The sequence below is a fragment of the Deltaproteobacteria bacterium genome (assembly GCA_016875395.1).
GTDB lineage: Bacteria > Myxococcota_A > UBA9160 > UBA9160 > UBA6930 > VGRF01.
Genome location: VGRF01000004.1, coordinates 33,816 through 59,053, shown reverse-complemented (window position 1 = coordinate 59,053; position 25,238 = coordinate 33,816). Strand labels below are relative to the sequence as shown.

Genomic DNA, 25,238 nt, shown 5'->3' with positions numbered 1-25,238 from the left:
CGCGCGATGGCGCAGATCGGATTCGACGAGCGCAAGCACAAGTGGCGCGAAGTGACAGGCGATCCCAACGGCGCGATCAAGGTGCGCCACGACTACGCGATCCTCGGTTACGACGTGGCCGCGGGAACGCTCGACATGGTCGTGCGCTGGCGCGGCGACGGCGGGCACTGCCCGATCCACCGCCACGTCGCGACCACGACGATCCTCGTGCTCGCCGGCGAGCAGCACCTGTGGGACGTGCTCCCCGACGGGACGCGCGGCGGGCATCGCGTGCGCCGCGCAGGCGATTACGCGCTCAGCACCGGCGACGCGCATGCGCACCTCGAGTGCGGCGGGCCGGAGGGCGGCCTCGTGTTCTTCGGCAACCACGCGAGCGACGGCGTGCTGTACGAGATTCGAGACGAGCAGGGCGCGCTGATCGTGAACACCACGATCGAGCTGCTCGTCGCGGATTGGAAGGCGAACGCGGTCTGAGCGCGGGGGGCCGCATGCCCTTCACGCAGCCAAAGACTCGGGGCACGCACACGCCTAAGGTGCGTCCGCCAAGCGAAGAACGGCCGGCGCCAGTGCGCGTCGGGCCCAATGGAGTGCAGACACGATGAGCGGACGAGCGGCTGCGTGGAACACGGTGATGACGGCGGAGCCCGGCGAGCTCGATCTCGAGATTCCGGCGTCGGCGATCGAGGGGCGCATCCCCGCAGACCTCGCAGGCGGGAGACATCTTCAGAACGGGCCGGGCTGGACGAAGATCGGCGGGCGCCTCGCTCACCCGTTCGACGGCCACGGCTTCGTGCGCGCGCTCGAGCTCACCAAGAGCGGCGGCGCGCGCTTCAAGTCGCGCTTCGTGCGCACGCCCGCCTACGTCGCCGAGCGCGCGGCAGGGAAGCTCGTGTACAAGGGCCTCGGCACGCCCGTGAGCGATTCGCCGCTCGCGAACTTCCGCGCGCCGGGGCCGCGCAACGTCTCGAACACGACGATTCAGCCGTGGGCCGACCGCTTGTTATCAGGCTGGGAGGGCGGGCGGCCGTACGCGCTCGACCCCGACTCGCTCGAGACCATCGGCGAAGAGACCTATCGCGGCGCGCTGCCCGACGGCACGTTCCTCGCGCACGTGCGCATCGACACCGGCGCGAGCCGCCTCGTCGGGCTTAACATGCAGCGCAGCGTCCCCGCGCGCTTCACGTTCCGCGAGTTCGACTCGAGCGGCGTGCAGGTCGAGACGCGCGAAGCCAGCGTGCCCGGCATGCCGTTCACGCACGACTTCGTCGTGACGCCGCGCTGGTACGTGGTCGCCTCGAACCCGATGAAGGCGAAGCTCGCGAAGTTCGCCAAGGCCGCGCTCGGCCTCGGCACGCTGATCGAGGCGATCGCCACCGACCCCTCGAAGCCCGGCGCGCTCTACCTCGTGCCGCGCGGGCGGCCAGGGCCGGTGCGCACGATCCGCCTGCCGCAGCGCGCGTTCGTGATCCACTTCGCGAACGCGCACGACCTGGACGACCGCACCTGTGCCGTCGAGCTGTGCGCCTTCGAGTCGTTCGAGTTCGGCGAGGAGTTCGGCTTCCAGGGCGCGAAGCGGCCGCTCGATCCCGAAGCGCCGGATCGGCGAGCTTCGATTCAGCGCCTGTATCGCGCCACGGTGCGCGACGACACGGACGACGCGAAGTGGGAGCAGCTCGCGCCGCTCGGCATGGACTTCCCGCGCGTGCACCCCGAGCGCGAGGGCCGCTCCGCGCCCGCGATCTATGCTTCGGCGCGCAGCGACGTGCGCTTCTCGGACCCGTTCGACTCGGTGGCGCGCGTAGACGCGGTGGACGCGCAGCGTCCGGCCGACGTGTGGACGCCAGGTCCCGGCAAGTTCGTCGGCGAGCCGGTGTTCGCACCGCGCCCGGGCGGAGCCGACCTCGAAGACGGCTGGGTCGTCGCACTTGTCTACGACGGCGAGCGGCGCGAGTCGAAGCTGTGCGTGTTCGAGCCGAAGCAGCTCGCGAAGGGTCCGGTCGCCGCGGTTCCGCTGCCGCTCCAGCCGTATGGCTTCCACGGCTTCTGGGAAGGGGCGCGCGCGTGAAGACGAGCGTCGACCAGTTCTGCATCCACGTGAGCGACCTCGAGCGCTCGGTGCGTTTCTAAGAGAACGGCCTCGGCCTCGCGGTCACGCATCGCATCGAGATCCCGAACGTGAGCGAGGTCGTGCTCGCGGGCGCGAGCGGCAACCGCATCCAGCTCGCGTGGCGGCACGATCAGCGCGGCGCGATTCAACACGGCGACGCGCTCTGGAAGCTCTATCTCGCGACCGACGACTGCCGCGCCCTCTACGAGCGCGCGCTCGCGGGCGGCGCCGAGCCCGTCTCGGCACCGCAGCGGCTCGATCGCTGGCCCGTGACCGCTGCGTTCGTGAAGGATCCCGACGGCTACCCGATCGAGATCCTCGAGCACCACGCGAGCTGATGGCAGGCGTCTATCGGCGGCGCATTCGCGTGGAGGCGCGCGGAGATTCCGCGCGCGCTGCGCTCGAGGGCGACCCGCATCACTTCGAGGTGCGCATCCGCCACGACGGCGCGCGCGTCAGCGCGATCGAGGGACGCGGCGTGCGGTTCCCGTGGAGCACGTGCAGCGATGCGCCCGCGGAGCTGAGCGCGCTGGTCGGCGCGAAGCTCGAGCCGCGCATCACCGCAGTCGGCGCGCTCGGCGGCCCGCGCCAGCACTGCACCGATCTCTACGACCTCGCGGGTATCGCGATGGCCTACGCGGCGCGCGGCGAAGCAAGCGCTCGGTACGACATCGCGGTGCCGGAGCCGATCCGCGGCCCGACGCGCGTCACGCTCGCGAAGGACGGCGTGCCGCTCCTCGCCTGGGACATCGCCGACGGCGCGATTCGCGGGCCGGCGCCTTTCTCAGGCGTGCCGCTCGTCGGGAAGTTCCTCGGCTGGGCCGAGGCGAACCTCTCACCCGAGCTGTTCGAGGCGGCCGTGTTGTTACGGCGCGCGTGCATGATCGCGCGCTGCAGGTTGTTCGTGCTCGACTCGGTGCCGAACGCCGGCGCGCTCGACGGCCAGCCGACGAATCGCTGCTTCACGCAGCAGCCGAAGCGGGCGGCGGGAGCGGGGCGCATGCTCGGCACGCAGCTCGAGTTCACGGAGCGCCCCGACGCGCTGCTCGCGGAGTTCGACGCGAGCTAGCCGGTGCTCAGGTAGGCGCGTTCCCCGTCGTGCGGAACACTTCGGTCGCCGCGACCTCGGCTTCCACGATGCTGAGCGCCGACGGCCGCGCGATCGCGCGGCGGTACCACGCTGCGAACTTGGGCCAGCGCGCGGCGTCGAGCGGCGCGCCGGCGAGGTCGAGCAGACGCACGGGCGAGAGCAGGGCGATGTCCGCGATGCCGAACGCGTCGCCTAACAACCAGCCGCGCTCGGGCGCGATCGTCTCCAGGTAGTCGAGCGCACCGGGGAACGCCTCGTGCACGAACTTCGCGACCTCCGCGAGGTCGACGGGCTTGCCCGTGCGCACGGGAATGATCACGTGCATCCAGAACACGCGCGCGCACACCGCGACCAGCGCCGTGTCGCCGTACTCCTCGAGCCAGAGCGCGCGCGCCCGCTCGCGAGGCTGCGCGGGATAGAGCGCGGGCGCCGGGTGGATGCGCTCGACGTAGTCGCAGATCACGCTCGAGTCGGAGATCAGGTGGCCGTCGCTCTCCTCGAGGATCGGCACGCGCCCGAGCGGGTTCATCGCGAGGAAGCGCGGCGTCTTCGCGAGCGGATCGAGCTGGCGGTGATCGAAGTCGAGGCCCTTCTCGCGCAGAAAGATCCAGGCTTTGCGCACGAACGGCGACGTCGCCGGGCCGTGGAGCTTGCGCACGCTCAGCCCCCGATTCCGCTCTGGTCGGGCGCGAGCGCGTAGGGCGCGTGCTCCTCGACCTGGCAGTAGAGGCTCTGGAACTGCCACTCACCGCGCACGCGCACGTAGCGCTCGCGATACCAGCCGATGATGCGCAGCCACTGCGTTGTGCCGTTCGCCTCGTTCGCGGTGTAGAGCATGATCAGACGCCAGTGGCCCGTCGCTCGGTCGCCATCGACCTCGATGATGGGATTGATCGCATGGTGCGCGGAGTTGCGGATGCGTCCGCTCGCGCCCACCGCGCCGAGCTTTTCCTGAATCGCCTTGCGCCCGGACGCGAGCCCCATGCTCGACGCTTCCCAGGTCGCGTCTTCCGCGAACAGCGTGCCGAGCGTTTCCGCGTTGTGGTTGTCGTCGCAGGCGGCGCAGTAGCGCGCCTTCAGCTTGCGGATCGCCTCGACGTCTTCGAGCACGCGCACGCGATCTTCGAGGCTGGCCACGGTTCTCTCCGAGCTGTTAGGTGCTGGGCTTCAGCTTGTTCACCGTTGCGCGCGCGGCGCTCTTGTCCTCGAACCAGAGCGCGTTCAGCGCGGTGTACTCGCTGCTTTCGCTCGGCACCGCGTTCCCCGGGAAGATTGCCTGCACCGGGCAAGCGGACTCGCACACGCCGCAGTCGATGCACTCGGTCGGGTGGATGAAGCACATGCGGTCGTCCGGGTCCGTGTAGATGCAGTTCACCGGGCATACCTCGATGCAGGACTTGTCCTTCACGTCCACGCACGCGGAGGCGATCACGAACGTCATCTGCTGCGCTCCATCTCAGAGTCCCGCTGCACCGAGGCCACTCTTCGAACCCCGCTCGCCCTCGTTTCAGATCTTGCGCGGCCCGACGTAGCTGCGCTTCGGCCACAGGAAGTCGATGCGCGTGCGGTGGATCTTCCAGGCGCCGCCGACCTTCTTGTAGAGGTCGTCGTACACGCCGAACAGAATCAGCGGGTTCTCCACGCCTTCCGTCGTGCGCAGGTCGAGCAGGTACGAGCGCCCGAGCGCGGTCGTCGCGTCCACGACACGCACGCTGTGGTTCGTGACGGCGTGCATCACGCCGTGCTCGGGACCTTCGCTCGCGAGGTACTTGGCGTAGTTCTCGCGAATCTGCGGCTTGCCGACCCAGTCGCCGCCGTAGTCGGGGCCGAACTCGCACACGGCGTCGTCGGTGAACAGGTCGACGAGGCCCGCCAATTGCTTGCCGTCGAAGTAGTGCGAGTAGAGCACGCGCAGCTGGCGGATTTCTTCGATCTCGAGCAGTTGGTCGAGGGTCATGCGTCTCTCCCCATGCGTTTGCACGCGGTTTAACGCAGCATCGCGCGCGGTACGCTTCGTTCGCAACGCGTGGGAGGTCGCGCATGGCCACTTCGATCGACTCGTTCCTCGCCGAGCAGTCGCGCGCGGTCGCGGCGAGCCCGCCCGCGCCGCGCCGCTTTCCGCTGATGCCCCTCGGCCAAGCCGTGGACATGGGGCACGCGCCGGACGGCACGCCGCTCGTCGACCCGCGCATCTTCGACACGCCCGAATTCGCGCGGAACCCGTACCCGTACTACCGGATCCTGCGCGACCATTACCCCGTCTACTACGACAAGCTGCACAACTGTTATTACGTCACGCGCTACGACGACATCACGAGTTGTTATTTCGACGACGAGGGCTGGAACACGATCCCGAAGGGCAGCTCGAGCGGCGTGCTCGGGAACACCCAGCTCGAGCTCTCGGGCGTCGAGCATCGCCGGCGGCGGAATCTCTACGGCCAGCACCTCGTCGGCCAGTCGCTGCAGAACAGAATCCCGGCGATTCGCAGCCTCGCGCAGAAGATGATCGCGGCCTGGGACGCTGCGAAGGCCGATCACGTGATCGACCACGCGGACGGAACCCGCACGGTGGAGCTCGGCCGCGCGTTCGCGAACGAGTTCCCGATCCGCGTGGTGTGCCAGGTGCTCGGTTTCCCGGAAGAAGCCAGCGACGCGTTCTTCTACTGGTACAACTCGATGATGCTCGGGCTCGGCGGCTCCGAGACGCAGCAGAAGGGCCTCGAAGCGCGTCAGCACCTCGAGGACTACGTCGAGGGCATCGTCGAGCAGCGCCGCGTGAAGCCGACGTACCTGTACGACGAGGCGGGCAACCCGCTCGGCAAGGACATCATCTCGAAGCTGTGCGAGTCGCAGCTCGATGGCGATTACCTCTCGACCGAGGAGATCACCTCGAACATCGCGCTGATCGTGGGCGGCGGCGGCGAGACCACGCGCGGGGCGATCCTCAACATGTGGTACTTGCTGCTGCAGCACCCCGATCAGTTCGCGCGGCTGCGCGCGGACGAGTCGCTCTGGGACGCCGCCTTCCACGAGACCCTGCGCCACTCGACCTCGATCGGCGGCCAGCCCCGGCACAACACGTTCGACGTCGAGATGCATGGCGTGCGCATCCCGGCCGGCTCGCTCGTGAACATGGTCGATGTCTCCGCGAATCACGACGATCGCGTGTTCGCCGACCCCGAGCGCTTCGACATCGCGCGACGCGACCTCTACACGGGCAAGATCCTGCGCAGCGGCTACCGCAAGGACGGGCGCTCGAATCACATGGCGTTCGGCGTGGGGCCGCATCTCTGCCCCGGCGCGTGGATCTCGCACCAAGAGTCGGTGACGGGCTCGCAGATTCTGCTGCCGACGCTGAAGAACGTGCGCATCAACACCGCGCGCATGCCCAAGGACATCGACGGCGTGAGCCTCGCGCCGATCGGGCTCGGCGCGATCCGCGAGCTATGGCTCGACTACGACCGCGCGTGAGCGAGCGATGAGCGAGCAGCAAACGGACACGACGGTCGGCCGCAACGGCGTCGCGATCACGCGCCGAAAGCCGGGTGCGCAGGTGTTTCGCACGTACGAGATCCACCAGCGCCGCCGCGTTGGCGAGTCGACCGCGAAGCTGCGGCCGGGCGCGCTGATCTCGCCCGACTTTCTCGTCGACCCGTACACGCCGTTCACGACGCTGCGCGAGAACTACCCGTGCTATCGCGATTGGGTCGGCAACGCGTACTGGATCACGCGCTACGACGACGCGACCTCGATCTTCGTCGACGACGCGAACTACGAGACGCGCCCGAAGCGCTGGTTCTACGGACTCGATCAGGTCGGGCGCGATCTGCGCGGCGAGCTCGCGTGGCTGCAGCACGAGGCGCGCGTACTCGACGAGGAGACGCCGCGCATCGTGCGCGAGCTCGTGTCGGCGTTCGCAGCGCGCGGCAGCGCCGACCTCGCGCGCGAGCTCGCCGCGCGGCTTCCGCTCGAGCTGCTCGTGCGCGCGTGGGGCATCCACGAGGCGGATCGCGGCGCGTTCGTGGAGCGCAGCGTGCGCATGCAGCGCGGCGTTCACGCGAGCGCGGTGAGTGATCTCGCGGGCAAGCAGGCGTTCGCGGAGCTGACGGCGTACTTCGCTCCGCTGCTCGCGAAGCGCCGCAGCAATCCCGGCGACGACTTCATCTCGGTCGCGGCGCAGCTCGAGCTCGCAGAGGGGCCGGCGACCGCGGAGGACCTCACTGCCACGCTGCTCGAGTGCGATCACGAGACGCTCCACGGCACGCTCGCGAATCTGTGGTTCCTCTTGCTCACGCATCCCGAGCAGCTCGCGCGCGTCGAGGGCAATCGCCGCCCGGAGGCGCGCCTGCTGAAGCTCGCGGTGCTGGAGGCGATGCGGCACTCGGCGCCGGTGCTCAGCGCGAAGCGCTTCGCGAAGCACGAGGTGGAGCGCTTCGGGCAGGTGTTTCCGGAGGGCGCGCTGATCGTGTGCGTCGCAGCCGCAGGCAATCGCGACCCGCGCGTGTTCAGCGACCCCGACTCGTTCGTCGTGGGACGCAAGGACCTCACCCAGCGCGAGCCGCGCGGCATGTACCGCGCCGACGGCCTCGCGTCGGGCATCGCGTTCGCGCTCGGGCCGCCCTCGAAGCATCCCGCGCTCCCCGAAGACCGCCCGCGCTCGCGCTACGCGCTCACGCGCGACGCCGCGGTCACCGCGAGCAACGTGCTGCTCGACGCGCTGCGCGAGCTGCGCCTCGCGCCGGGCGCCGCGCCGCGCCTGCAGTCCCTCGGTCTCGGCGAGATGCACACGTGCTGGCATCTGCCGGTGACGTTCCGCGCCTAACAAGGAGGCAGCCATGGGCTCGATGGAAGAGTTCCTCGCGAAGGCGATCGACCCGCGCGAGTTCGACTCGGCGGCGTTCCAGCGCGATCCGTTCCCGATCTACAAGCGGCTGCGCGACGACCATCCCGCCTATCACGACCGCTTCCACAACCGCTGGATCATCAGCCGCTACCACGACGTGGTCGCCGCGTTCCAGGACAACGACGGCTACGACCGCGCGATCCACAAGCCGGGTGGCCCCTACAAGTTCGGCGCCGAGCACGTGTTCGGGCCGAACATCCTCGAGTACGGCAACAGCCCACAGCACCGCTTCCTGCGCAACGTCGTGGCGGGCCAGTTCGTCGGGAATCGGCTCGACGTGTTCATCCCGGTGATCGAGAAGATCGCCGGCGAGCTGATCGACAAACTGTTGGGTCGCGGCGAGGTGGAGCTGGTGGAGGAGTTCACGCACCAGTTCCCGATCCGCGTGATCTCGAACATGCTCGGCCTGCCGCGCCAAGACGAGGACCGCTTCGTCGGCTGGTATCAGGCGCTGATCGCCGGCCTCGGCTTCGGCGGCATTCACCTCGCGCGCGGCATCCAGGCGCGCAACGAGATGTGGGAGTACCTGACGCCGCTGATCGAGGAACGCCGCGCGCGGCCCGGCGAGGACCTGCTCTCGCGCATCATCGCCGCGGACCAGAACGGCGTGCGCATGAGCGACGCCGAGATCAAGGGGTTCGTCGCGTTGCTCTTGGCCGCGGGCGGCGACACCACGGACAAGGCGATCGCGAACATGTGGTTCCACATGCTCTACACGCGGCCGGACCAGTTCGAGGACGTGAAGAAGGATCCGTCGCTCTGGAGCAACGTGTTCAGCGAGATGATGCGGTACGACCCCGTCGTGCACATGCAGTTCCGCCGCACGACGCGCGAGATCGAGCTGCACGGCAAGGTCATTCCTGAACGCGCGAGCATCACGCTCTATCTCGGCGCCGGGAATCGCGACGAGCGCGCGTTCAAGGCGCCCGACACGTTCGACATCCACCGCGACGATCTGCACATGGGCCGCGAGAACCGCTCGGGCAAGTACCTCGACGGCAAGAACGGCCACCTCGGCTTCGGCATCGGCCAACACTTCTGCATGGGCTACGCGATGGCGCGGCAGGAGACGGTGATCGCGTGCACGAAGCTCGCCGAGGCGCTGAAGAGCCCGCGTCCGAAGCACGCGCAGCATGAAGGCATCGTCGCGCCCTCGATCGACTCGGGCGGCTTCCGTTCGCCGCGCGAGCTGTGGATCGAGTACGACGCCTAACCAGCGGAGCGCGTCATGGCCTTGCGTCTGAGAGTCGACACGCGCCGCTGTTACAAGGCGGGCGAGTGTTACTACAACCACCCCGACATCCTCGCTGCAGGGGATGACGGCTTCCCGCGCGTCCTGGCGACCGAGATCGCGACGCCGCAGCAGAAACTCGAGGCGGAGCAAGCAATCGAGGTGTGCCCGTCGCAGGCGCTCGCGCTGGTGGAGGAGTGATGGCGCGCTTCGACGTGATGGAGTTGCACCGCCGGGTGCTGCGGATCCGGCGCTTCGAGGAGCGCGCGCTCGAGTTGCAGAAAGCCGGCGCGATTCCCGGGCCGCTGCACCCGAGCATCGGGCACGAGGCGGCGTGCGTGGGCGCGTGCGCTCCGCTGCGCGACGACGATTGGATGACGGGCAACCACCGCTCGCACGGGCATCCCATCGCGAAAGGCGCCGCGCTTGCGCCGCTGTTCGCCGAGCTGCTCGGGAAGAAGACGGGTGTGTGCGGCGGGCGCGGCGGCTCGATGCATCTCGCCGACTTCTCGGTGGGCAGCCTCGGCGAATCCGGCATCGTCGGCGCGGGCCTGCCGATCGCGGTGGGCGCGGCGCTCTCGTCGCGCGTGCGCGGCACGGATCAGGTCGCGCTCACGTTCTTCGGCGACGGCGCGAGCAACCACGGCACGTTCCACGAGTCGCTCAACCTCGCCGCGATCTGGAAGCTGCCCGCGATCTTCTTCTGCGAGAACAACGGCTACGCCGCCACGACGTCCGCCGCGGCCACGACCTCGGTGGCGGACATCTCGGCGCGCGCGGCGGGCTACGGCATCCCCGGCGTCGTCGTGGACGGGCAGGACGTGATCGCGGTCGCCGAGGTCGTGCAGCACGCGGTAGCGCGCGCGCGGCGCGGCGATGGGCCGTCGCTCGTGGAGGCGAAGACGTACCGCTACTGCGAGCACGCCGAGGGCGCGGGCATGCCCGGGCACTACCGCGCACGAGAGGAGATCGCGCGCTGGCGCGAGCGCGATCCGGTCGCGCTGTCTCGCGCGCGCTTGTTACGGGATGGCGCGGCGAGCGAAGCCGCGCTCGCGAGGCTCGAAGCCGAGGTGGAACGCGAGGTCGAGGACGCGGTGCGCTTCGCGGAGGCGAGCGCGTTCCCCGACATCGGCGAGGCGACGCGGCCCGCGTTCGCGAGCGAGGCGGCGCGATGAGCACCCGCGAAGTCGGCTACGTCGAGGCGATTCACGAAGCGCAGCTGATCGCGCTCGCGAGCGACCCGCGCGTGATCCTGATCGGCGAAGACCTCGGGCTGATGGCGACGCCCGGCGCGCCGTATGCGGCGTACGCGAAGAACCGCATCTGGAGCACGCCGATCTCCGAGAGCGGCTTCGTGGGCATGTCGGTCGGTGCCGCGCTCACCGGGCTCAGACCGATCGTCGACCTCGTGATCTCGAGCTTCGCCTACGTCGCGTTCGATCAGATCATCAATCAGGCAGGCAAGGCTGCCGGCATGTTCGGCTGGCAGCGGCGCGTGCCGGTCGTGTTCCGCGCGGGCATGTGGTACGCGCAAAACATGGCGGCGCACCACTCGGACCGGCCCTACGCGCTGTTCACCAACACGCCGGGCCTCAAGGTCGCGCTCCCTGCGACGCCAGCAGATGCGAAGGGCTTGTTGCTGAGCGCGGTGCGCGACGACGATCCGGTGCTGATCTTCGAAGACCGCAACTTGTTCGCGGAGCGCGGGCCGGTGCCCGGGGGCGACGCCCCCGTGCCACTCGGCCGCGCGGCGATTCGGCGCGAGGGGCGCGACGTCACGATCGTGGCACTCGCTGCGTGTGTCGGGCATGCGCTGCGCGCGGCGGAGAAGCTGGCGGGCGAGGGCGTCAGCGCGGAGCTGATCGACCCGCGCACGCTCGTGCCGTTCGATCGCGACGCGGTGTTCCGCTCCGTCGCGAAGACCGGGCGCCTCGTGATCGCGGACCCCGGGCACAAGACCGGGAGCTTTGCCGCGGAGATCGCGGCGCTCGTCGCCGAGGAGTGCTTCGACGCGCTGAAGGCGCCGATCCGGCGCGTGTGCACGCCCGACGTGCAGATCCCGTACAGCCCCGCGCTCGAGCACGTGCTCTATCCCGACCCGGAGAAGATCGCGGCGGCGGTGCGCTCGGTGACGAGCGCGCGCTGAGCGGCAGCGAGATCTAACGGATCGTCGCTCCGGGCGGTGAGGATGGCTCTCGACGTCACGCTGACTCCGGACGCTTGACGCGACCCAACAGCTCCTCGGCAGACGCGACCCTCACCACGCGCGCGGCAGTCTTCGCGAGCTTCGCATCGAGCGTGACGAACGCGTCGGCTTGCAGCCGCGTGAGCGCGAGGTACTCGGCCGCGAGCGTGTCCTTCCACCGGAGCGTCTCGGCGATCTCCCACGCCACGCGCTGCAGCACGCGGTCGCCGAGCAGGCGGATGCGGAGCCCGCGCAGGTGATCGAGGCGGCGCTCGGCGTCCTTGCGCGACAGCTTTCCGCGCTGAACCGACTCGTAGAGTCGCGCCAGCACCTCGGAGCGCAGCAGCGTCGGCGCGAGCAGCCGCTGGCTCGCGGAGAGCTTCGCCTCGCGTTCTGCGAGGAGCAGCGCGACGTCCGGGCCGATCACGTAACGCGTCATCGGAGCCTCGGCTTGTTAGGGTCGCCTCACCCGGTCACGCTGCGATGCGCAGGCTTGCGCGGCCCGAGCTCGACCGGGTGCCCGACCCACGCGCCGATGTTCTCGCCCGTGCGCCCACTCGGCCCTTCTTCGAGCAAATCGATCAGATGCTGCGCGATCTGTGCGGGCTTCATCCACGTGCGCGCGAGCTCCGCGGGCGGGCTCCCGTCCCAGAGGCCGCGCAGCATCGCCGTGTCGGTCGCGCCCATGCAGAGCGCGTTCACGCGCACCTTCTTCGGCTCGAGCACGCGCGCCCACGCCTGCGTGAAGCCGTTCAGCGCCCACTTCGAAGCGTTGTAGAGGTCGGTCTCCGGCGAGTTCGTGCCGGGTCCCTTCGCGGGCAGCACGTAGTACGTGCTGATGTGCACGATGTCGCCGCCTCCCGCGGCGACGATGTGCGGCACGCACGCGCGCGAGAGCAGCAGCACGCCGCGCAGGTTCGTGTCCATCACGAAGTCCCAGTCGTCGAGCGCTTTTTCGAGCGAGTCGGTGACCGGCGTGCGGCGCCACACGCCCGCGTTGTTCACGAGCGTGTCGATGCGCCCGAAGCTCGTGCGCGCCGTATCGACGATGCGCAGCACGCCGGCTTCCTTCGACACGTCCGCGACGAGGCCCACCGCCTTGCCCGCACCCTTCAGCCCCGCCGCGACCCCGAGCACCTCGCGCTGCACGTCGCACGCGAGCACGTTCGCGCCCGCGCGCGCCAGCGCCGCGGCGAAGGCGCGGCCGAGGCCTTGCGCGGCGCCCGTAACGATTGCGCTGCGTCCTTTGAGCGACATCAGTGCGCTCCCGAGATCACGTAGGGGTTGGCGCGGCGCGCGGGCAGCACGATGGGGTGCCCCACCGCGGCGCCGATGTAGTCGCCGGTTCGGCCGTCGCGCATCAGGTCGAGCATCAGCCGCGCGATGTCCGAAGCCTTCATCCAGCGCGCGACTTCTTCGGGCGCGGGGTTGTGGTTGTGGAAGCCGCGCAGCATGTACGAGTCGGTCGCGCCCATGCAGAGCGCGTTGACGCGGATGTGGTGCGGCGCCAGCGCTTGCGCCCACGCGAAGGTGAGCCCGAGCTGGCCCCACTTGCTCGCGTCGTAGAGGTCCATGCCCGGACCGCCGCCGGTCGGGCGCGGCGCGATGTCCTTGAACGGGCAGGCGGGCGCGTCGTCGTGCGTCAGCTCGAACGGCGAGCCGCAGGTCTGCACGTGGTCCGTGCACACGTTGATGATGTCGCCGCCGCCGCGCGCGATCAGGTGCGGGATCACCGCGCGGCCGAACAGGAACGAGCCCTTCAGGTTCACGCCCACGAGGTAGTCGTAGTCGCGCTTCGTCTTCTCGAGGTCGTCCGTGGGCAGCGAGCCCGCCCACACGCCGGCGTTGTTCACGAGCACGTCGATGCCGCCGAGCTTGCGCAGCGTCGCGTCGACCACGCGCTTCACGTCGGCGGGCTGCGAGACGTTCGCCTTCGTGCCGAGCGCTCCGAGCTCCTTCGCGAGGTCCATCACTTCGTCGCGCACGTCGCACAAGGAGAGCCGCGCGCCCTCGGCGTGCAGCGCGCGCGCGATCGCGTTGCCGATCCCGACCGCAGCGCCCGTAACCAGTGCGACCTTGCCTTCGAGGAATGCCATCACTGTCCTCCACTCACGACGATGGTTTGGCCCGTCGTCCACTCGCTCGCCGGCGCGGCGAGAAAGACCGCCGCCGCCGCGATGTCTTCGGGCACGCCGGTGCGGCCCGCCGGAATCTGCGCGCCCATCTTCTGCGCGGTCGCTGCGTCGACGTGCATCGTCTCGAGCAGCATCTCCGTCACGACCACGCCCGGTGCGATCGCGTTGACGCGGATGCCGCGCGGCGCGAGCTCGACCGCGAGCGTACGGGTCATCTGCATCACGCCCGCACGCGCCGCGCCGTAGGGCCCGAAGCCGGGCGACGGCCCGAGGCCCGCGACCGACGCGATGTTGATGACGCGCCCGCCGCGCGTGCCGAACTTGCGCGCTGCCGCCTTCGTGCCCCACCAGAGCGTCTTCAGGTTGAGGTCGATCAGCGTGTCCCAGTTCGCTTCGGTCGTCTCGGCGAGCGCGTGCACCTGGCGATCGAGGTTGCCGCCCGCGTTGTTCACCCAGATCGAGAGCGCGCCGAGCCGTTTCTCCGCCTCGTCGGCCAGTCGATCGATGGCCGGGAAGTCGAGCACGTCGGTCGGGATGACGGCGGCGCGCCGGCCGCGCTGTTCGATCTGCTTCGCGACTTCCTCGAGATCGGCTTTGCGGCGCGCTGCGAGCGCCACGTCGGCGCCGCACTCCGCCAGCGCGATCGCGATGCCGCGGCCGATGCCTTTTCCCGCGCCGGTGACGACAGCGACCTTTCCGTCGAGGCGGAAGTTGTCGAGGATGCCCACGCGCGACTCCTTCGCCGGTTGTTAGGGGGCGACCGTGAACGCGAGCAGCAGGTTGCCGGGCATGTGGTTGTAGATGCCGTAGCCCGACGAAACGACGAGCACGCCGCCCTGCGCGACCGGGGCGGCGCCGCCGCCGAGCGAGCCGCCGCGCGCGCTGTCGCCGCTCAGCGTGGTGTGCTCGGCCGTGGTGTCGTAGCTCCACACGACTTCACCGGTGTTCGCGTCGTGCAGGCGAATCACGCCATCCATCGCGCCTGCGGCGACGACGTCGCCGAGCACCGTGATCGCCTGCGACACGCCGGGGTGGCAGAACTTGCGCTCGCCGCACACGTCGGTCGGCGCCGGCGAGTACCAGCGCGGCTGGCCGGTGAGCGCGTCGAGCGCGTGCAGGCCGGGGCGCGAGGGCGAGTCGTAGACGCGGCCGTCGGCCATGTCCGTGATCGGCACGTAGATCGTGCTCCCATCCGCGGCGAGCCCAAAGTGCACGCCGCCTTGGATCCCGCCGCGGCCGACTTTGGTCTTCCACACGAGGGCGCCGGTGTCCGGGTCGAGCGCGTGGACGTCGCCGGACTTCTGGCCGGCGACGACGAGCTGTTTCCCGCTCGCCGCGGTGAAGAGCAGCGAGCCCGCGCCGAAGTCGAAGTCCGGTCCCTTCTCGGGGGGGCAGCTGTCGGGCGTCGCGGTGTCGCAGGCCGTGTTCCACACGTCGTTCGCGGTGCCCTGATAACTCCAGCGCACCGCGCCGCTCGCGAGGTCGAGCGCCATGATCGCGTCGCTCGTCAGCGTCGCCGGCGAGGACATGTTCTCGCCGGTGCCGATCGTGAGCTGGCCGCGCGCGGCGTCGATCGTGGGCGTGTTCCAGATCGTGGCGCCCGAGGGGCCGTACATGTCCGTGCCCGATCTGTTCTGGCTCTGCACGACGGCGGGCTCGGCGATCGTGGGCGTGCGCCATGCGAACGCGCCGCTCGCTGCGTCGTAGGCGACCACCGCGCCTGTCGCCTTGCAGCACTCGTACTTCGGGTCCACCGCGAGCGCGACCTCGAGCGAAGACACCGGCACGTAGACGCGGTCCCCGTGCAGCGCGGGCGTGCCGGTGATCGTCGCGTTGGGGTGGTCGTCGGTGCGCTGGCGCCACACGAGTGCGCCGCTCTTCGCGTCGATCGCGTAGACGTTGCCGAGCACGTCGCCGAAGTAGGCGCGCGGCTGGGCCGAAGCGTCGCCGGCGCGCCAGGGTGAGACGGCGATGCCGCTGCGCACCTCGCCGCTCGCGACGAACTCCCAGCGCACGCAGCCCGTCTCGGCGTCGAGCGCATACACGCGCCCGTCGTGGCCGCCGACGAGCAGCGCGCCGCCCGCGAACGTCGGCTGCGAGCGCATGCGATTCGCGCCCGGAATCGCGAGCGACCACTTCAAGCGAAGCGAGGGAGCGTTCGCGCGCGTGATCGCGCCCGCTGCGGCGGAGATGTTGCGCGTGTTCGCGAGGTCTTGGCCCCAGCCCGCAGCGAGGGGCGGCCGCGCGAGGTCGAAGCCGCTGCGCTCTGGACCGCAGCGCGGAAGTGGCTTCGGGCCCGCCTCCGCGAGCGAGCGACCCGTCACGTACTCCGCAAGCTCGGCGCGCTGCGCGGGCGAGAGCATCGAGGCCTGCGCGCTCATGACGCCCGCGTCGAGCGCGTGCAGCACGCTGCCCGGAGTCATCAGGCCGAGCATGTCGCGATGCGGCGCCTTCGCGACCGCACCGTTGTGGCAGCTCGCGCAGTGCTGGTCGTAGAGCGCCTTGCCGGGGAGCGTTTCGCGCGCTTGTTGCACTGCGACGATCGCCTGCATCCCATCGGCGCCCGCGGCTCGGGCGGCGGGCTGAGCGGCGCCTTCCGTGACAGGGGTGCTCGTGCTGCAAGCGGCCAGCGCAGCGGCGGCGGCGATCAGTGCGCTGCGCAGGGCTGCGCCGCGACGGAATGCGGGCGAAGACTCGGGCACGCGGGCTCCTTCGCGCGCGACCGTACACCGCTCGCCATGCGATTCGCGCGAGGCGGCGCGCAAAACGGGGTGGTGCTGCGCAACACTCGTCCGCCGCGAGGAGTCGGGAGCATGGCGAGTGTCGTGCGCAGCGAGATCGTCGAGCCGTTCATCGCGCTCGTCACGATCGACAATCCCCCCGTGAACGCGCACAGCGCGCAGGTGCTCCTCGAGATGGCGCAGACGTTCGACGCGATCGCCGATCGCGACGACGTGCGGGTCGCGGTGCTGACGGGCGCGGGCAAGGTGTTCTGCGCCGGCGCCGACATCAAGACCCGCAGCGGGCGCGCGCCGCAGCCGGGCGATCACTGGCAGACGAGCCGCGCCGCGCGCGAGGCGTATCACAGCGTGCGCGAGTGCGTGAAGCCGGTGATCGGCGCGCTGAACGGCGCCGCGCTCGGCGGCGGCCTCGCGATCGCGGCGTCGTGCGACATGCTCGTCGCCGCGGAGTCGGCGTGCCTCGGCCTGCCGGAGATCGACGTGGGCTTGTTAGGTGGCGGGCGCCACGCGCAGCGCTTGTTCGCGCACTCGCGGCTGCGGCGCATGATGCTCACCGGGCACCGCGTGTTCGGGCCCGAGCTGTATCGCCTCGGCGTGGTCGAGGCGTACGTGAAGGCGGAGGAGCTGATGCCCACCGCGCTCGCGCTCGCGCGCGAGGTGGCGGCGAAGAGTCCCGTCGCGATCAAGCTCGCGAAGCACGCGCTCAACACGATCGAAGAGCTGAGCCTGCGCGACGGCTACCGCTTCGAGCAGACGATGACGGGCCAGCTCGCGCAGACCGAGGATTCGAAAGAGGCGATGCGCGCGTTCGTCGAGAAGCGCAAGCCCGAGTTCAAGGGGCGCTGAGATGGCGGGCTTCGGAGTGAACGACTGGCTCGTCGCATGCGGCTTCGGCGCGCTCTGGCTCGGCGTGCAGATCGTCGTGGTGGGACGCCCGCCGCGCGCGCTGAGGCGCGTGGTGCAGCCGACGGCGCCGAAGGGAACGCCCGAGGCGTTCGGTCTGTTCTGGATCGACCAGTACGGCTTCATCGGGCTCACGCTCGCCGTGGGCGGCGCACTCGCCGCGATCGCGGGGCTGCTGCGATGAACGGCGCGATCAGCGCGTGCTACGCGGGCTTGTTGGGGCTGCTCGCCGTGCTGCTCGCGAACAACGTGCTGTTCGTGCGCCTGCGCGCGGCGACGCAGCCGAAATGGAAGCCCGACGCTGCGCTGCGCGTGCAGGCGAACTTCGTCGAGAACGTGCCGCTCGCCCTCGTGCTGCTGCTGCTGCTCGAGCTGCAGGGAGCGAGCGTCGCCGCTCTGCACGCGTTCGGCGTGGGCCTGGTCGCGTGCCGCGTGTTGCACGCGTGGGGCCTCGGCAGCTACGAGGGCGCGAACTATCCGCGCCTCGTCGGAGCGCAAGGCACGTTCCTGCTGATCTCGATCATGAGCGCCGCGCTCGTGTACGGCGCGCTGAAGTCCTAACAATCGAGGAGATCGCATGGCCACGTTCGGCAAATACTCCACGTTCCAAGTCGCCTATCTGGTGAACGACATCGAAGAGTCGATCTGGAAGTGGCACAAGCTCTACTGCGCGGGCCCGTTCGTGATCGCGCCGCACCACAAGACCGACCGCTTCCAGTACCGCGGCACGAAGCAGGAGGCCGACGTCTCGTACGCGTTCGGCTACTCGGGCGACATCATGATCCAGTTCATCCAGCAGCACGACGAGACGCCGTCGATCTACCGCGACATGTACAAGCGCGGCGAAGAAGGCTTCCACCACAGCGGCATCCTCGTCCACGACTGGGAAGACGAGTGCAAGCGCATGACCGACATGGGCTTCGTGAATGCGTGCGAGCTGTGGGCCGACAACGTTAACGCCGCCTACTTCGACACGCGCAGCGTGAACGGCGGCTTCACCGAGCTGCACGGCGACCCGCCGCACATCCTGCAGAGCTTCAAGGGCTGGCGCGACGCGCACCTGAAGCACAAGCCCACGGACAACCCGATCGTGCGGCGCTAGCTAACCGCGTTGAGCCAATCGGGGCCTGGCCATCGGTGCCAGGCACCGATGGCCAGGCCGGAGAGGAGGCACCCGATGACCCGCATCTCGAAGCTCGACCCGAAGGACTGGGATCCCGAGATCCGCGCGATGGCGCGGCCGGAGACGGCGACGCCGCTGGAGCAGGGGCTGATGCGCATGTTCGCGCACCGGCCCGCGCTCGCGAAGGGGATGATGCAGTTCGCGGGCGCGCTGAAGCTGAATCGCACGCTCGGCGAGCGGCTCGTGGAGCTGGTGCGGCTGCGCGTCGCGTTCCACAACCAGTGCCGCAGCTGCATGGCGATCCGCTACCGCGACGCGGTGGCCGACGGCGTCACGGAAGATCTCGTGTGCTCGCTCGAGAAGCCGTACGACGCGCCCGACCTGACGGACGCCGAGAAGGCGGCGCTCGCCTACGCCGACGCGTTCGCGACTGACCACCTCGCGGTGAACGACGCCACGTTCGATCGCCTGCGCAAGCACTTCAGCGAGCCGCAGATCATCGAGCTCGGCATGACGATCGCGTTCTTCGTCGGCTTCGGTCGCCTCGCCGCGACGCTCGACATGGTCGATGAGCTGCCCGAGCGCTTCCAAGACCACAGCCAGCGCATTGCGCCGTGGGGCGAGGAGTCGATCTTGGTGCGTTAGGCGGAGCGCCTTCGCTCAGCGCGGCCTCGCGGCCTGCGGCACCGAGCTCAGCGTGGCCCACTCGCGCCGCTGCGCCTGCGGTGCGGCGACCCAGCCGCAGAACTGCGGGTCGGCCTCGCGGATCTCGCCTTCGATCCACTGGCCGTCGTGCTGGAACAGCCCCCACTTCCCGTCGTGCTCGACGCGCACGCTGCCGTCGGGCATCGCGAGGTACAGCGCCCCGTTGAACGGGTGCTTCAGTCCGCCGCTCATCGCGCCTGCTCCTTGCGCGCGCGCTCCTTCTTCTCGCCCTCCTCGACGAACTCGCCGAGGCGGTGGTGGAGCCAGCGCACCTTCGATTCCTGATAGCTCGCGAGCGACACGCCCGGCTTGTACGTGCTCTCGAGGCCGAGCTGCACCTTCGGCATGTTGAAGAAGTCCTGCTCGAACACCTTGCCGAGGAAGCCGAGACGCGACGACCACGGCTCGTCCGGCGCGAGCCAGTAGATCTTCGCCGGCGGCGGCCGCTTGCCCTCGAACGGGGCGAGCATGATGCACTCCATGATCGAGGTGCGGTGGTCGGTGCCGTTCGGGCGGAAGCGGTAGACGATGCCGTTGAACGCGCCCCACGGATGGAAGTTCGGGAACACCGTGTAGTCGATGCTGTCGACGAGCTCCGCATCGCAGTACTCGTCGGCGCGCTTGCCCGCGCGCGGTCGAATCATCTCGCGCACGCGCTCGGCGCGGAACGCGCGCACGCTCATGCCCTCCGGAATCTTCGGCACCTCGTCGCCCTCGCGCAGATCGAGGCCGTAGCGGAGCTGCTGCTCCTGCGTGGGCGGGTTGTCGAGCAGCAGCGGCGAGAACGTGCCGCCTGGCGTGATCACGCGCGCGCAGTTGCGCCACACGTCCACCTGCGAATTCGTGTCGCCGAGGCTCATCAGGATCTGCGGGTGCGTGCCGTTCACGTGGTACGCCTCGCAGAACGCCTCCTGCGCGATCTTCCAGTTCGCCGGCGCGATCTTCGCCGTGTGCGACTCGACGTAGAGCGTCTCGGGCTTCCAGCGCTCGAACTGCGAGCGCATGTCGGCGATGAACTCGTCGAACGGCTCGCACTCGCGGTCGGGGTTGATGAAGATGAAGCCGCCCCAGCGCCCGACGGGCAGCGAAGGCAGCCCGAACTCGCGGTCTTCGAGGTGCTTGAAGTCCCAGCGCGCCGGGATGTCCTTCAGCTTCCCATCGAGGTCCCAGCAGAAGCCGTGGAACGCGCAGCGCAGCTCGGAGGCGCGGCCGTCGTACTCCTTCAGCATGCGCCCGCGGTGGAGGCACGCGTTCGGGAACGCCTTCACGTCGCCGGACTGCGTGCGCACCACGAGGAACGACATGCCGGCGATGTCGTACTTGTAGTAGTCGCCCGGCACCGGGATCTCTTCCTCGCGGCAGGTGTACTGCCACACGCGCTTCCAGAGGTACTTCACCTCTTTGTCGAACCAATCGCGCGAGATGAAGCGCTCGATCGAGACGTCCTCGTCGCCGAAGTCCATCGGCGACTGGAGGCGCAGCACCGGCGGAACCGGGTGCGTGTCGGCGTCGAGCAGCTGCTGGTAGGTGACGCCCGGCGAGCGCGTCATCGTGTTCGGGTCGAGCGGGCGCGGTCTCTTCGTCATCACGTCTCCTCGTGCTTGCGCGACCTGTTAGGGCTCGCGAACGGTCTCTTCCCTGGCCGCGAACATTAGAACGCTCCCGGCCCGTGCGAAGTGAGGCGCGTCATTTCCCTGGTCCTCGCGCATCTGGCGGGAGGCCATCGCCGCGCGCGCCGTCGCGAGATCGTGCCAGTGCAGCTCCGTCACGCCGTCGAAACGCGGGGCCGCGATCGCGTACGTCTCCGGCAACGGGTGCGTCTGCAGGTAGAAGAGGGCGTTCTCCGTGCGCGCCGCGATCGGGCCGTGGCCGTGCCACCAGCGGCGCTGGAACGCCTCGACGCTCATGCCCTCTTTGCGCTGAAACGGGAACACGCACTTCACGCCTCGCGAGCCGTAGTGGTCGGCCGTGCGCATCACGGTGCGCGCGAGCCCCGTCACGACCGCCGCGAGGCGCGCACCGGGCGTGAGCAGCGTTTCGAGCGCGCCCCGCTCGGCGTGTGCGAGCGCGTCCGCAGCGCGGAAGTGCCAGAGCTCGAGCGCGCCCGCGAACGTCGCGCGCGCGGCCGGGTCGATCTGCTCGGCGAGCGCGCGCGTGAGCGTCACGCCTGCGGCGCGCGGCGTGCTCGCGTCTGCGACGCGCGCAGCGTCCGGGCGGAACGGATCGCCCGCGGCTTCGAGGAAGTAGAAGGTCTTGTACATCGCGCTAGCGCTCGATCCGCACGGGGAGGTGGCGGCGGCCCCACAGGAAGAAGGGCGTGATGCGCTCGCCTGAGTCGATCAGCGACAGCTTCGGGAAGTGCGCGACGAGCGCCTGCAGCGCGGTCTCGGCTTCGAGGCGCGCGAGCGCGGAGCCGAGGCAGAAGTGGATGCCGAGGCCGAATGCGAGGTGCTCCGCCAGCTCGCTGCGCGAGCGATCGAGGCGGAACGTGTCGGGGTCCGCGAACACGCGCGGGTCGCGATTCGCAGCCGCGTAGGAGAGCAGCACCTTCGCGCCCTTCGGAATCGTGACGCCGTGCAGCGCGATGTCGCGCGTGGTCGAGCGCCAGAGCCCGAGCACGGGCGGATCGAAGCGCAGGCTCTCCTCCAGCGCGATGGGCACGAGCTCCGGATTCGCGACGACCGCTCGCCACAGCGCGGGCCGCTCGAGCAGCCGCCACACCATGTTCGTGATCAGCGAGGTCGTGGTCTCGTTGCCGCCGACGAGCAGCTGAGAGACGACGCCGGTGATCTGCGCGTCGTTCAGGCCGTCGTCGTTCTCGACCGCCTCGACGAGCGTGTCGATCAGGTCGCCGCCGCGCGGCCGCGCGCGATGATCGACGATCGCGTCGTAGAGGTACCGGCGCAGCGCCTCGAGCTCGGCCACGAGGGGCGTCGGGTCCGGCATGCCCATCGCCTCGACCGAGCAGTCCGACCAGCGCTTGAACTGCTCGCGCTCGCTCGCCGGCACGCCCAGCATCTCGCTGATCATGATCACGGGCAGCGGGCAGGCGAAGTCGTCGTGCAGCTCGAGCACGTCGCTGCGCACGCTCCCTAACAGCTCGCGCGCGATCTCCTGCGCGCGCGGGCGCAGCGCCTCGATGCGTCCCGGCTTGAACGCGCGCTGCACGATGCGGCGGAAGCGCGTGTGCTCGGGCGGATTCGAGAGCAGGCCGCCGGGCGGCGTGAAGCGCGGGCCCTGGCCCCACTCGCTGGAGAACGTCTCGATGTCGAGCAGCGCGGCCTTCACGTCGGCGTGGCGCGAGAGTGTGTAGAAGGGCGGGTCGAACTTGGCGTAGTGGTGAACCGGCTCGTCGCGCAGCAGCGGCGTCCAGTGCGGGCCGGGGTCGGCGAGGGTCTCCCGCGCGAGCGGATCGAAGCTCATGGCAGGCCCCTCGTGAAGTGAACGCCCACGAGTACCGCAGCGAGCAGGCTCCACGCGATCCCCGTGCGCCGCAGGATCAGCTGGGGCGTGACGTTCTTCAGCGCTTCGGCGGGCGCGACGCCGCGCAGTGCGGGGATGAGCGCGGCGCTGTCGACGTAGAGCGACTGCACCACGAACGCGACGCCGGCGAGCGCGGCGACCCGCAGGCCGAGCTCGGGCTGGAGCAGCGCGAGGAGCAGCAGCGCCATCGCGACGTATCCGAGCTGGCCGCCGAACGCGAGGCCGAAGAACTGCGCGCGCGTGTGCGTGCGCGGATCGAACAGTGGCATCACGACGCCGCGAGCCGAGCCGCGCGGCGGGCTCGCACCGAGCGCGCGGGCGCCCAGCTCGTGGCCCCACTCGTGCGCGACGTAACAAGCTGCGTACGCGAACACGAAGCTCGCGACGCCGAGCACGATTGCGCTCGGCCACGACGCGCTCGCGGCGTGCCAGCTCCGCAGCAAGCTCCAGAGCGCGACGAACGCCGCGAGCAGCAGCACATCGCGCGCGATCCACGCCCCGAGCGAGTGCGTCCAGTCCGCTTTGGGTTCTGCGTTCATCGAATTCGTCCCGCGCTGCGCGAGAGAGTGCGGCAACCTCGCGCGTCTCGCAGCGGAGGCACGATGACGAGCATCGCCGGCAAGGTCGCGTTCGTGACGGGCGGCGCGAGCGGCATCGGGCTCGGCCTCGCCGAGGCGCTCGCGCAGCGCGGCGCGCGCGTCGTCATCGCGGACATCGAGGCCGCTGCGCTCGATCGCGCACGCGCGCAGGTTGCGCGCGGCGGCGCCGAAGTGCTGGCGCTGCGCCTCGACGTGACGGATCGCGCCGCCTTCGCCGCTGCCAGCGACGCCGCGCTCGCGCGCTTCGGCGCCGTGCATCTCCTGTTCAACAACGCGGGCGTGAACGCCGACGGCCCGCTCGATCGCGTGACCTACCAGGACTGGGATTGGGTGCTCGGCGTGAATCTCGGCGGCGTCGTGAACGGGCTGACCACGTTCCTCCCCGAGCTGAAGCGCCACGGCCGCGAGGCGCACGTCGCGAACACCGCGTCGGTCGGCGGGCTCGTCGGCATGCGCAACCTCGGCATCTACAACGCCTCGAAGTTCGCAGTGGTCGGCCTCAGCGAAGCGCTGCGCGCGGACATGAAGCCGCACGGCGTCGGCGTCTCGGTGCTCTGCCCCGGCGTGATCGCGACCGCACTCCCGACGAGTGCGCGCAATCGCCCCGCGGCGCTGGGCGGCGGCGCCGCGTCCGCGCCTGCGCCTGCGAGCGCGGCGGCGCCGCAGCTCATGACGCCCGCGCAGTTCGCGGCGCAGGTGATGGATGCGGTCCTCGCGAACCGCTTCTTCGTCTCGAGCCACGCCGAGTTCCGCGAGCTGGTGGGCCAGCGCAATCGCGCCGTCGACGCGAGCTACCGCGGCGAGGCGGATCCCGCAGCCGTCAGCGCGATGCGCGCGCTGATCGAGCCGTTCTGAGCGCGGCTTCCCCTGACAATTGAGGAGAGAGTCATGACGTACCGAGTCTTCCAATGGGCGAGCGGAACCGTGGGCAAGCACGCCGCGAACGCCTGTCTCGACCGCGGCTCGCTCGAGCTCGTCGGCCTGCACGCGTACTCGCCGGCGAAGATCGGCAAGGACGTGGGCGAGCTGCTCGGCCGCGCGCCCACGGGCGTGAAGGTCACCGGCTCCATCGATGCCGTGCTCGCCTCGAACGCGGAGGTCGTGATTCACACGCCGCTCGCGTCGCTCGTGTACGGCGACAACCCCGAGCAGGACGTGGACGACATCTGCCGCCTGCTCGCCGGCGGCAAGAACGTGATCACCGCGGTCGGGTACCTCTACCCGAAGCACCACGGGCCGAAGCTCGTGGAGCGCCTCGAAGCCGCGTGCCGCGCGGGCAAGAGCACGTTCCACTCGACCGGGCTCAATCCCGGCTTCATGGGCGACCTCCTGCCCTTGCTGATGAGCTCGCTCTCGGCGCGCGTCGAGCGCGTGGAGCTGCGCGAGGTCTCGAACTTCCAGTACTACCCCTCGCCCGAGATCATGTTCGACGCGATGGGCTTCGGCTCCGCGCCGGAGAAGTTCGAGGGCTCGAACCGGCGGCGGAAGTTCTGGCTCGACGGCCTGTTCGGCGAGTCCGCGCGGATGGTCTCGGACGGCATCGGCCTCGGCGTCGAGCGCGTCGAGGGCACGCTCGAGACCGCGCTCGCGAGCGAGGATCTGAAGACCGCGGCCGGCGTCGTGAAGCGCGGGACGGTCGCTGGGCAGCGCTACCGCTGGACCGGCCGCGCGGGCGGCGAGGAGCGGCTGCTCAGCGAGACGGTGTGGCGCATGCACGACTCGGTCGCCCCCGAGTGGCCGCGCGGAAACCACACCATCACGCTCGAAGGCAAGCCCCGCCTGCACCTCGAGCTGAAGCACGACTTCTGCTCGGACGGCCTGCTCGGAACCGCGATGCACGCGGTCAACGCGATCCCCGCGGTCTGCCAAGCGGCGCCGGGGATCCGAACTTTTCTAGACTTGCTGTGGATTTTTCCTGCTAAATGACTCCCGGTTTTTGCAAAGTACACGCGCTTGAACGCATGCAAAGAAGCGCGCGCTCGACCCTCGCGAGGTTCGCACGGGTGCAGAACGCGGCTCGAGATCGAGGCTCG

31 protein-coding genes are annotated in these 25,238 nt (G+C 69.9%); 17 read left to right on the top strand and 14 right to left on the bottom strand.

The features are described 5' to 3' along the window. Positions 1–6 precede the first annotated feature (6 nt). The 4 genes from FJ091_04815 (at position 7) to FJ091_04800 (ending at position 3,176) form a co-directional block, all read left to right on the top strand. Positions 7–474 carry a hypothetical protein gene (locus tag FJ091_04815; GenBank protein MBM4382673.1) on the top strand — a complete coding sequence of 156 codons (468 nt, stop codon included), beginning with the start codon at positions 7–9 and terminating at the stop codon, positions 472–474. A 124-nt stretch (positions 475–598) separates the two neighbouring features. Further along, positions 599–2,065 carry a carotenoid oxygenase family protein gene (locus tag FJ091_04810; GenBank protein MBM4382672.1) on the top strand — a complete coding sequence of 489 codons (1,467 nt, stop codon included), beginning with the start codon at positions 599–601 and terminating at the stop codon, positions 2,063–2,065. 110 nt (positions 2,066–2,175) lie between these two features. Continuing rightward, positions 2,176–2,445, top strand: a complete 270-nt coding sequence (locus FJ091_04805; GenBank protein ID MBM4382671.1) for a VOC family protein — start codon at positions 2,176–2,178, stop codon at positions 2,443–2,445. Next, positions 2,445–3,176, top strand: a complete 732-nt coding sequence (locus tag FJ091_04800) for a DUF2889 domain-containing protein (protein ID MBM4382670.1) — start codon at positions 2,445–2,447, stop codon at positions 3,174–3,176. The genes FJ091_04805 and FJ091_04800 overlap by 1 nt, the downstream gene beginning before the upstream one ends. A 7-nt stretch (positions 3,177–3,183) precedes the next feature. On the opposite strand, the gene FJ091_04795 is transcribed toward FJ091_04800, so the two are convergent. The 4 genes from FJ091_04795 to FJ091_04780 all read right to left on the bottom strand — a co-directional run bounded on the left by FJ091_04795 (position 3,184) and on the right by FJ091_04780 (position 5,154). After that, entirely contained in the window at positions 3,184–3,855 is a 672-nt protein-coding gene (locus FJ091_04795) for a glutathione S-transferase family protein (GenBank protein ID MBM4382669.1), read from the bottom strand. A gap of 2 nt (positions 3,856–3,857) precedes the next feature. After that, positions 3,858–4,334: a nuclear transport factor 2 family protein gene (locus FJ091_04790; GenBank protein ID MBM4382668.1), complete on the bottom strand. Its 477-nt coding sequence runs from the start codon at positions 4,332–4,334 to the stop codon at positions 3,858–3,860. A gap of 16 nt (positions 4,335–4,350) precedes the next feature. Continuing rightward, entirely contained in the window at positions 4,351–4,638 is a 288-nt protein-coding gene (locus FJ091_04785; protein ID MBM4382667.1) for a ferredoxin family protein, read from the bottom strand. A gap of 66 nt (positions 4,639–4,704) precedes the next feature. Then, positions 4,705–5,154, bottom strand: a complete 450-nt coding sequence (locus FJ091_04780; protein MBM4382666.1) for a nuclear transport factor 2 family protein — start codon at positions 5,152–5,154, stop codon at positions 4,705–4,707. Between the two features lie 83 nt (positions 5,155–5,237). Between FJ091_04780 and FJ091_04775 the strand changes: the two genes are divergently transcribed. Genes FJ091_04775 through FJ091_04750 form a run of 6 tightly spaced genes read left to right on the top strand, consistent with a single transcriptional unit; the run spans position 5,238 to position 11,477 of the window. After that, positions 5,238–6,668: a cytochrome P450 gene (locus tag FJ091_04775; GenBank protein MBM4382665.1), complete on the top strand. Its 1,431-nt coding sequence runs from the start codon at positions 5,238–5,240 to the stop codon at positions 6,666–6,668. A 7-nt stretch (positions 6,669–6,675) separates the two neighbouring features. Further along, on the top strand, positions 6,676–8,019 hold the full coding sequence (locus tag FJ091_04770; protein MBM4382664.1) for a cytochrome P450: 1,344 nt from the start codon (positions 6,676–6,678) through the stop codon (positions 8,017–8,019). A 13-nt stretch (positions 8,020–8,032) separates the two neighbouring features. Then, positions 8,033–9,313 (top strand): cytochrome P450, encoded by a 1,281-nt coding sequence (locus FJ091_04765; GenBank protein MBM4382663.1) that lies wholly within the window; start codon positions 8,033–8,035, stop codon positions 9,311–9,313. Positions 9,314–9,328: 15 nt separating this feature from the next. Further along, positions 9,329–9,532, top strand: a complete 204-nt coding sequence (locus FJ091_04760) for a ferredoxin (GenBank protein ID MBM4382662.1) — start codon at positions 9,329–9,331, stop codon at positions 9,530–9,532. Beyond that, complete coding sequence (locus FJ091_04755) at positions 9,532–10,506, top strand: thiamine pyrophosphate-dependent dehydrogenase E1 component subunit alpha (protein ID MBM4382661.1); 975 nt, start codon at positions 9,532–9,534, stop codon at positions 10,504–10,506. Before FJ091_04760 ends, FJ091_04755 begins: the two co-directional genes overlap by 1 nt. Then, positions 10,503–11,477: an alpha-ketoacid dehydrogenase subunit beta gene (locus FJ091_04750; protein MBM4382660.1), complete on the top strand. Its 975-nt coding sequence runs from the start codon at positions 10,503–10,505 to the stop codon at positions 11,475–11,477. The genes FJ091_04755 and FJ091_04750 overlap by 4 nt, the downstream gene beginning before the upstream one ends. Before the next feature lie 55 nt (positions 11,478–11,532). On the opposite strand, the gene FJ091_04745 is transcribed toward FJ091_04750, so the two are convergent. The 5 genes from FJ091_04745 to FJ091_04725 are packed head-to-tail and all read right to left on the bottom strand — an operon-like array spanning position 11,533 to position 16,353. Then, a complete protein-coding gene (locus tag FJ091_04745) occupies positions 11,533–11,955 on the bottom strand; it encodes a hypothetical protein (protein ID MBM4382659.1) in 423 nt (140 codons plus the stop codon). Positions 11,956–11,981: 26 nt separating this feature from the next. Next, positions 11,982–12,773, bottom strand: a complete 792-nt coding sequence (locus FJ091_04740) for an SDR family oxidoreductase (protein ID MBM4382658.1) — start codon at positions 12,771–12,773, stop codon at positions 11,982–11,984. Continuing rightward, complete coding sequence (locus FJ091_04735; protein ID MBM4382657.1) at positions 12,773–13,612, bottom strand: SDR family oxidoreductase; 840 nt, start codon at positions 13,610–13,612, stop codon at positions 12,773–12,775. Before FJ091_04735 ends, FJ091_04740 begins: the two co-directional genes overlap by 1 nt. After that, on the bottom strand, positions 13,612–14,379 hold the full coding sequence (locus tag FJ091_04730; protein ID MBM4382656.1) for an SDR family oxidoreductase: 768 nt from the start codon (positions 14,377–14,379) through the stop codon (positions 13,612–13,614). The genes FJ091_04735 and FJ091_04730 overlap by 1 nt, the downstream gene beginning before the upstream one ends. A gap of 21 nt (positions 14,380–14,400) precedes the next feature. Then, complete coding sequence (locus FJ091_04725; GenBank protein ID MBM4382655.1) at positions 14,401–16,353, bottom strand: PQQ-binding-like beta-propeller repeat protein; 1,953 nt, start codon at positions 16,351–16,353, stop codon at positions 14,401–14,403. Positions 16,354–16,464: 111 nt separating this feature from the next. Here FJ091_04725 and FJ091_04720 point away from each other — a divergent pair, with 111 nt between their 5' ends. From FJ091_04720 to FJ091_04700, 5 genes are all read left to right on the top strand, one after another. After that, on the top strand, positions 16,465–17,238 hold the full coding sequence (locus FJ091_04720; protein MBM4382654.1) for an enoyl-CoA hydratase/isomerase family protein: 774 nt from the start codon (positions 16,465–16,467) through the stop codon (positions 17,236–17,238). Position 17,239: 1 nt separating this feature from the next. Beyond that, positions 17,240–17,479 (top strand): hypothetical protein, encoded by a 240-nt coding sequence (locus tag FJ091_04715; GenBank protein ID MBM4382653.1) that lies wholly within the window; start codon positions 17,240–17,242, stop codon positions 17,477–17,479. After that, positions 17,476–17,856 (top strand): MAPEG family protein, encoded by a 381-nt coding sequence (locus tag FJ091_04710; protein MBM4382652.1) that lies wholly within the window; start codon positions 17,476–17,478, stop codon positions 17,854–17,856. Before FJ091_04715 ends, FJ091_04710 begins: the two co-directional genes overlap by 4 nt. 16 nt (positions 17,857–17,872) lie before the next feature. Further along, positions 17,873–18,397, top strand: a complete 525-nt coding sequence (locus tag FJ091_04705) for a VOC family protein (GenBank protein ID MBM4382651.1) — start codon at positions 17,873–17,875, stop codon at positions 18,395–18,397. A gap of 75 nt (positions 18,398–18,472) precedes the next feature. Further along, positions 18,473–19,063 carry a carboxymuconolactone decarboxylase family protein gene (locus FJ091_04700; protein ID MBM4382650.1) on the top strand — a complete coding sequence of 197 codons (591 nt, stop codon included), beginning with the start codon at positions 18,473–18,475 and terminating at the stop codon, positions 19,061–19,063. Between the two features lie 15 nt (positions 19,064–19,078). On the opposite strand, the gene FJ091_04695 is transcribed toward FJ091_04700, so the two are convergent. The 5 genes from FJ091_04695 to FJ091_04675 all read right to left on the bottom strand — a co-directional run bounded on the left by FJ091_04695 (position 19,079) and on the right by FJ091_04675 (position 23,145). Further along, positions 19,079–19,315 (bottom strand): hypothetical protein, encoded by a 237-nt coding sequence (locus tag FJ091_04695; GenBank protein MBM4382649.1) that lies wholly within the window; start codon positions 19,313–19,315, stop codon positions 19,079–19,081. Then, positions 19,312–20,673 (bottom strand): aromatic ring-hydroxylating dioxygenase subunit alpha, encoded by a 1,362-nt coding sequence (locus tag FJ091_04690; GenBank protein MBM4382648.1) that lies wholly within the window; start codon positions 20,671–20,673, stop codon positions 19,312–19,314. Before FJ091_04690 ends, FJ091_04695 begins: the two co-directional genes overlap by 4 nt. 63 nt (positions 20,674–20,736) lie before the next feature. Then, positions 20,737–21,384, bottom strand: coding sequence for an EthD domain-containing protein (locus tag FJ091_04685; GenBank protein MBM4382647.1), 648 nt, complete (start codon positions 21,382–21,384; stop codon positions 20,737–20,739). A gap of 4 nt (positions 21,385–21,388) precedes the next feature. Beyond that, entirely contained in the window at positions 21,389–22,546 is a 1,158-nt protein-coding gene (locus FJ091_04680; GenBank protein ID MBM4382646.1) for a cytochrome P450, read from the bottom strand. Further along, a complete protein-coding gene (locus FJ091_04675) occupies positions 22,543–23,145 on the bottom strand; it encodes a hypothetical protein (GenBank protein MBM4382645.1) in 603 nt (200 codons plus the stop codon). Before FJ091_04675 ends, FJ091_04680 begins: the two co-directional genes overlap by 4 nt. A 63-nt stretch (positions 23,146–23,208) precedes the next feature. On the opposite strand from FJ091_04675, the gene FJ091_04670 reads away from it, so the two are divergent. After that, on the top strand, positions 23,209–24,060 hold the full coding sequence (locus FJ091_04670; protein ID MBM4382644.1) for an SDR family NAD(P)-dependent oxidoreductase: 852 nt from the start codon (positions 23,209–23,211) through the stop codon (positions 24,058–24,060). Between the two features lie 33 nt (positions 24,061–24,093). Continuing rightward, positions 24,094–25,131, top strand: coding sequence for a dihydrodipicolinate reductase (locus tag FJ091_04665; GenBank protein MBM4382643.1), 1,038 nt, complete (start codon positions 24,094–24,096; stop codon positions 25,129–25,131). The last annotated feature ends 107 nt before the right edge of the window (positions 25,132–25,238 follow it).

What these genes read in the sequence shown, in the direction of transcription:
- FJ091_04815 (MBM4382673.1), top strand. Translation starts at nt 7, where the DNA reads ATGGCGCAGATCGGATTCGACGAGCGCAAGCACAAGTGGCGCGAAGTG.
- FJ091_04810 (MBM4382672.1), top strand. Translation starts at nt 599, where the DNA reads ATGAGCGGACGAGCGGCTGCGTGGAACACGGTGATGACGGCGGAGCCC.
- FJ091_04800 (MBM4382670.1), top strand. Translation starts at nt 2,445, where the DNA reads ATGGCAGGCGTCTATCGGCGGCGCATTCGCGTGGAGGCGCGCGGAGAT.
- FJ091_04785 (MBM4382667.1), bottom strand. Translation starts at nt 4,638, where the DNA reads ATGACGTTCGTGATCGCCTCCGCGTGCGTGGACGTGAAGGACAAGTCC.
- FJ091_04780 (MBM4382666.1), bottom strand. Translation starts at nt 5,154, where the DNA reads ATGACCCTCGACCAACTGCTCGAGATCGAAGAAATCCGCCAGCTGCGC.
- FJ091_04775 (MBM4382665.1), top strand. Translation starts at nt 5,238, where the DNA reads ATGGCCACTTCGATCGACTCGTTCCTCGCCGAGCAGTCGCGCGCGGTC.
- FJ091_04770 (MBM4382664.1), top strand. Translation starts at nt 6,676, where the DNA reads ATGAGCGAGCAGCAAACGGACACGACGGTCGGCCGCAACGGCGTCGCG.
- FJ091_04765 (MBM4382663.1), top strand. Translation starts at nt 8,033, where the DNA reads ATGGGCTCGATGGAAGAGTTCCTCGCGAAGGCGATCGACCCGCGCGAG.
- FJ091_04760 (MBM4382662.1), top strand. Translation starts at nt 9,329, where the DNA reads ATGGCCTTGCGTCTGAGAGTCGACACGCGCCGCTGTTACAAGGCGGGC.
- FJ091_04755 (MBM4382661.1), top strand. Translation starts at nt 9,532, where the DNA reads ATGGCGCGCTTCGACGTGATGGAGTTGCACCGCCGGGTGCTGCGGATC.
- FJ091_04750 (MBM4382660.1), top strand. Translation starts at nt 10,503, where the DNA reads ATGAGCACCCGCGAAGTCGGCTACGTCGAGGCGATTCACGAAGCGCAG.
- FJ091_04745 (MBM4382659.1), bottom strand. Translation starts at nt 11,955, where the DNA reads ATGACGCGTTACGTGATCGGCCCGGACGTCGCGCTGCTCCTCGCAGAA.
- FJ091_04740 (MBM4382658.1), bottom strand. Translation starts at nt 12,773, where the DNA reads ATGTCGCTCAAAGGACGCAGCGCAATCGTTACGGGCGCCGCGCAAGGC.
- FJ091_04735 (MBM4382657.1), bottom strand. Translation starts at nt 13,612, where the DNA reads ATGGCATTCCTCGAAGGCAAGGTCGCACTGGTTACGGGCGCTGCGGTC.
- FJ091_04720 (MBM4382654.1), top strand. Translation starts at nt 16,465, where the DNA reads ATGGCGAGTGTCGTGCGCAGCGAGATCGTCGAGCCGTTCATCGCGCTC.
- FJ091_04715 (MBM4382653.1), top strand. Translation starts at nt 17,240, where the DNA reads ATGGCGGGCTTCGGAGTGAACGACTGGCTCGTCGCATGCGGCTTCGGC.
- FJ091_04710 (MBM4382652.1), top strand. Translation starts at nt 17,476, where the DNA reads ATGAACGGCGCGATCAGCGCGTGCTACGCGGGCTTGTTGGGGCTGCTC.
- FJ091_04705 (MBM4382651.1), top strand. Translation starts at nt 17,873, where the DNA reads ATGGCCACGTTCGGCAAATACTCCACGTTCCAAGTCGCCTATCTGGTG.
- FJ091_04700 (MBM4382650.1), top strand. Translation starts at nt 18,473, where the DNA reads ATGACCCGCATCTCGAAGCTCGACCCGAAGGACTGGGATCCCGAGATC.
- FJ091_04695 (MBM4382649.1), bottom strand. Translation starts at nt 19,315, where the DNA reads ATGAGCGGCGGACTGAAGCACCCGTTCAACGGGGCGCTGTACCTCGCG.
- FJ091_04690 (MBM4382648.1), bottom strand. Translation starts at nt 20,673, where the DNA reads ATGACGCGCTCGCCGGGCGTCACCTACCAGCAGCTGCTCGACGCCGAC.
- FJ091_04685 (MBM4382647.1), bottom strand. Translation starts at nt 21,384, where the DNA reads ATGTACAAGACCTTCTACTTCCTCGAAGCCGCGGGCGATCCGTTCCGC.
- FJ091_04680 (MBM4382646.1), bottom strand. Translation starts at nt 22,546, where the DNA reads ATGAGCTTCGATCCGCTCGCGCGGGAGACCCTCGCCGACCCCGGCCCG.
- FJ091_04675 (MBM4382645.1), bottom strand. Translation starts at nt 23,145, where the DNA reads ATGAACGCAGAACCCAAAGCGGACTGGACGCACTCGCTCGGGGCGTGG.
- FJ091_04670 (MBM4382644.1), top strand. Translation starts at nt 23,209, where the DNA reads ATGACGAGCATCGCCGGCAAGGTCGCGTTCGTGACGGGCGGCGCGAGC.
- FJ091_04665 (MBM4382643.1), top strand. Translation starts at nt 24,094, where the DNA reads ATGACGTACCGAGTCTTCCAATGGGCGAGCGGAACCGTGGGCAAGCAC.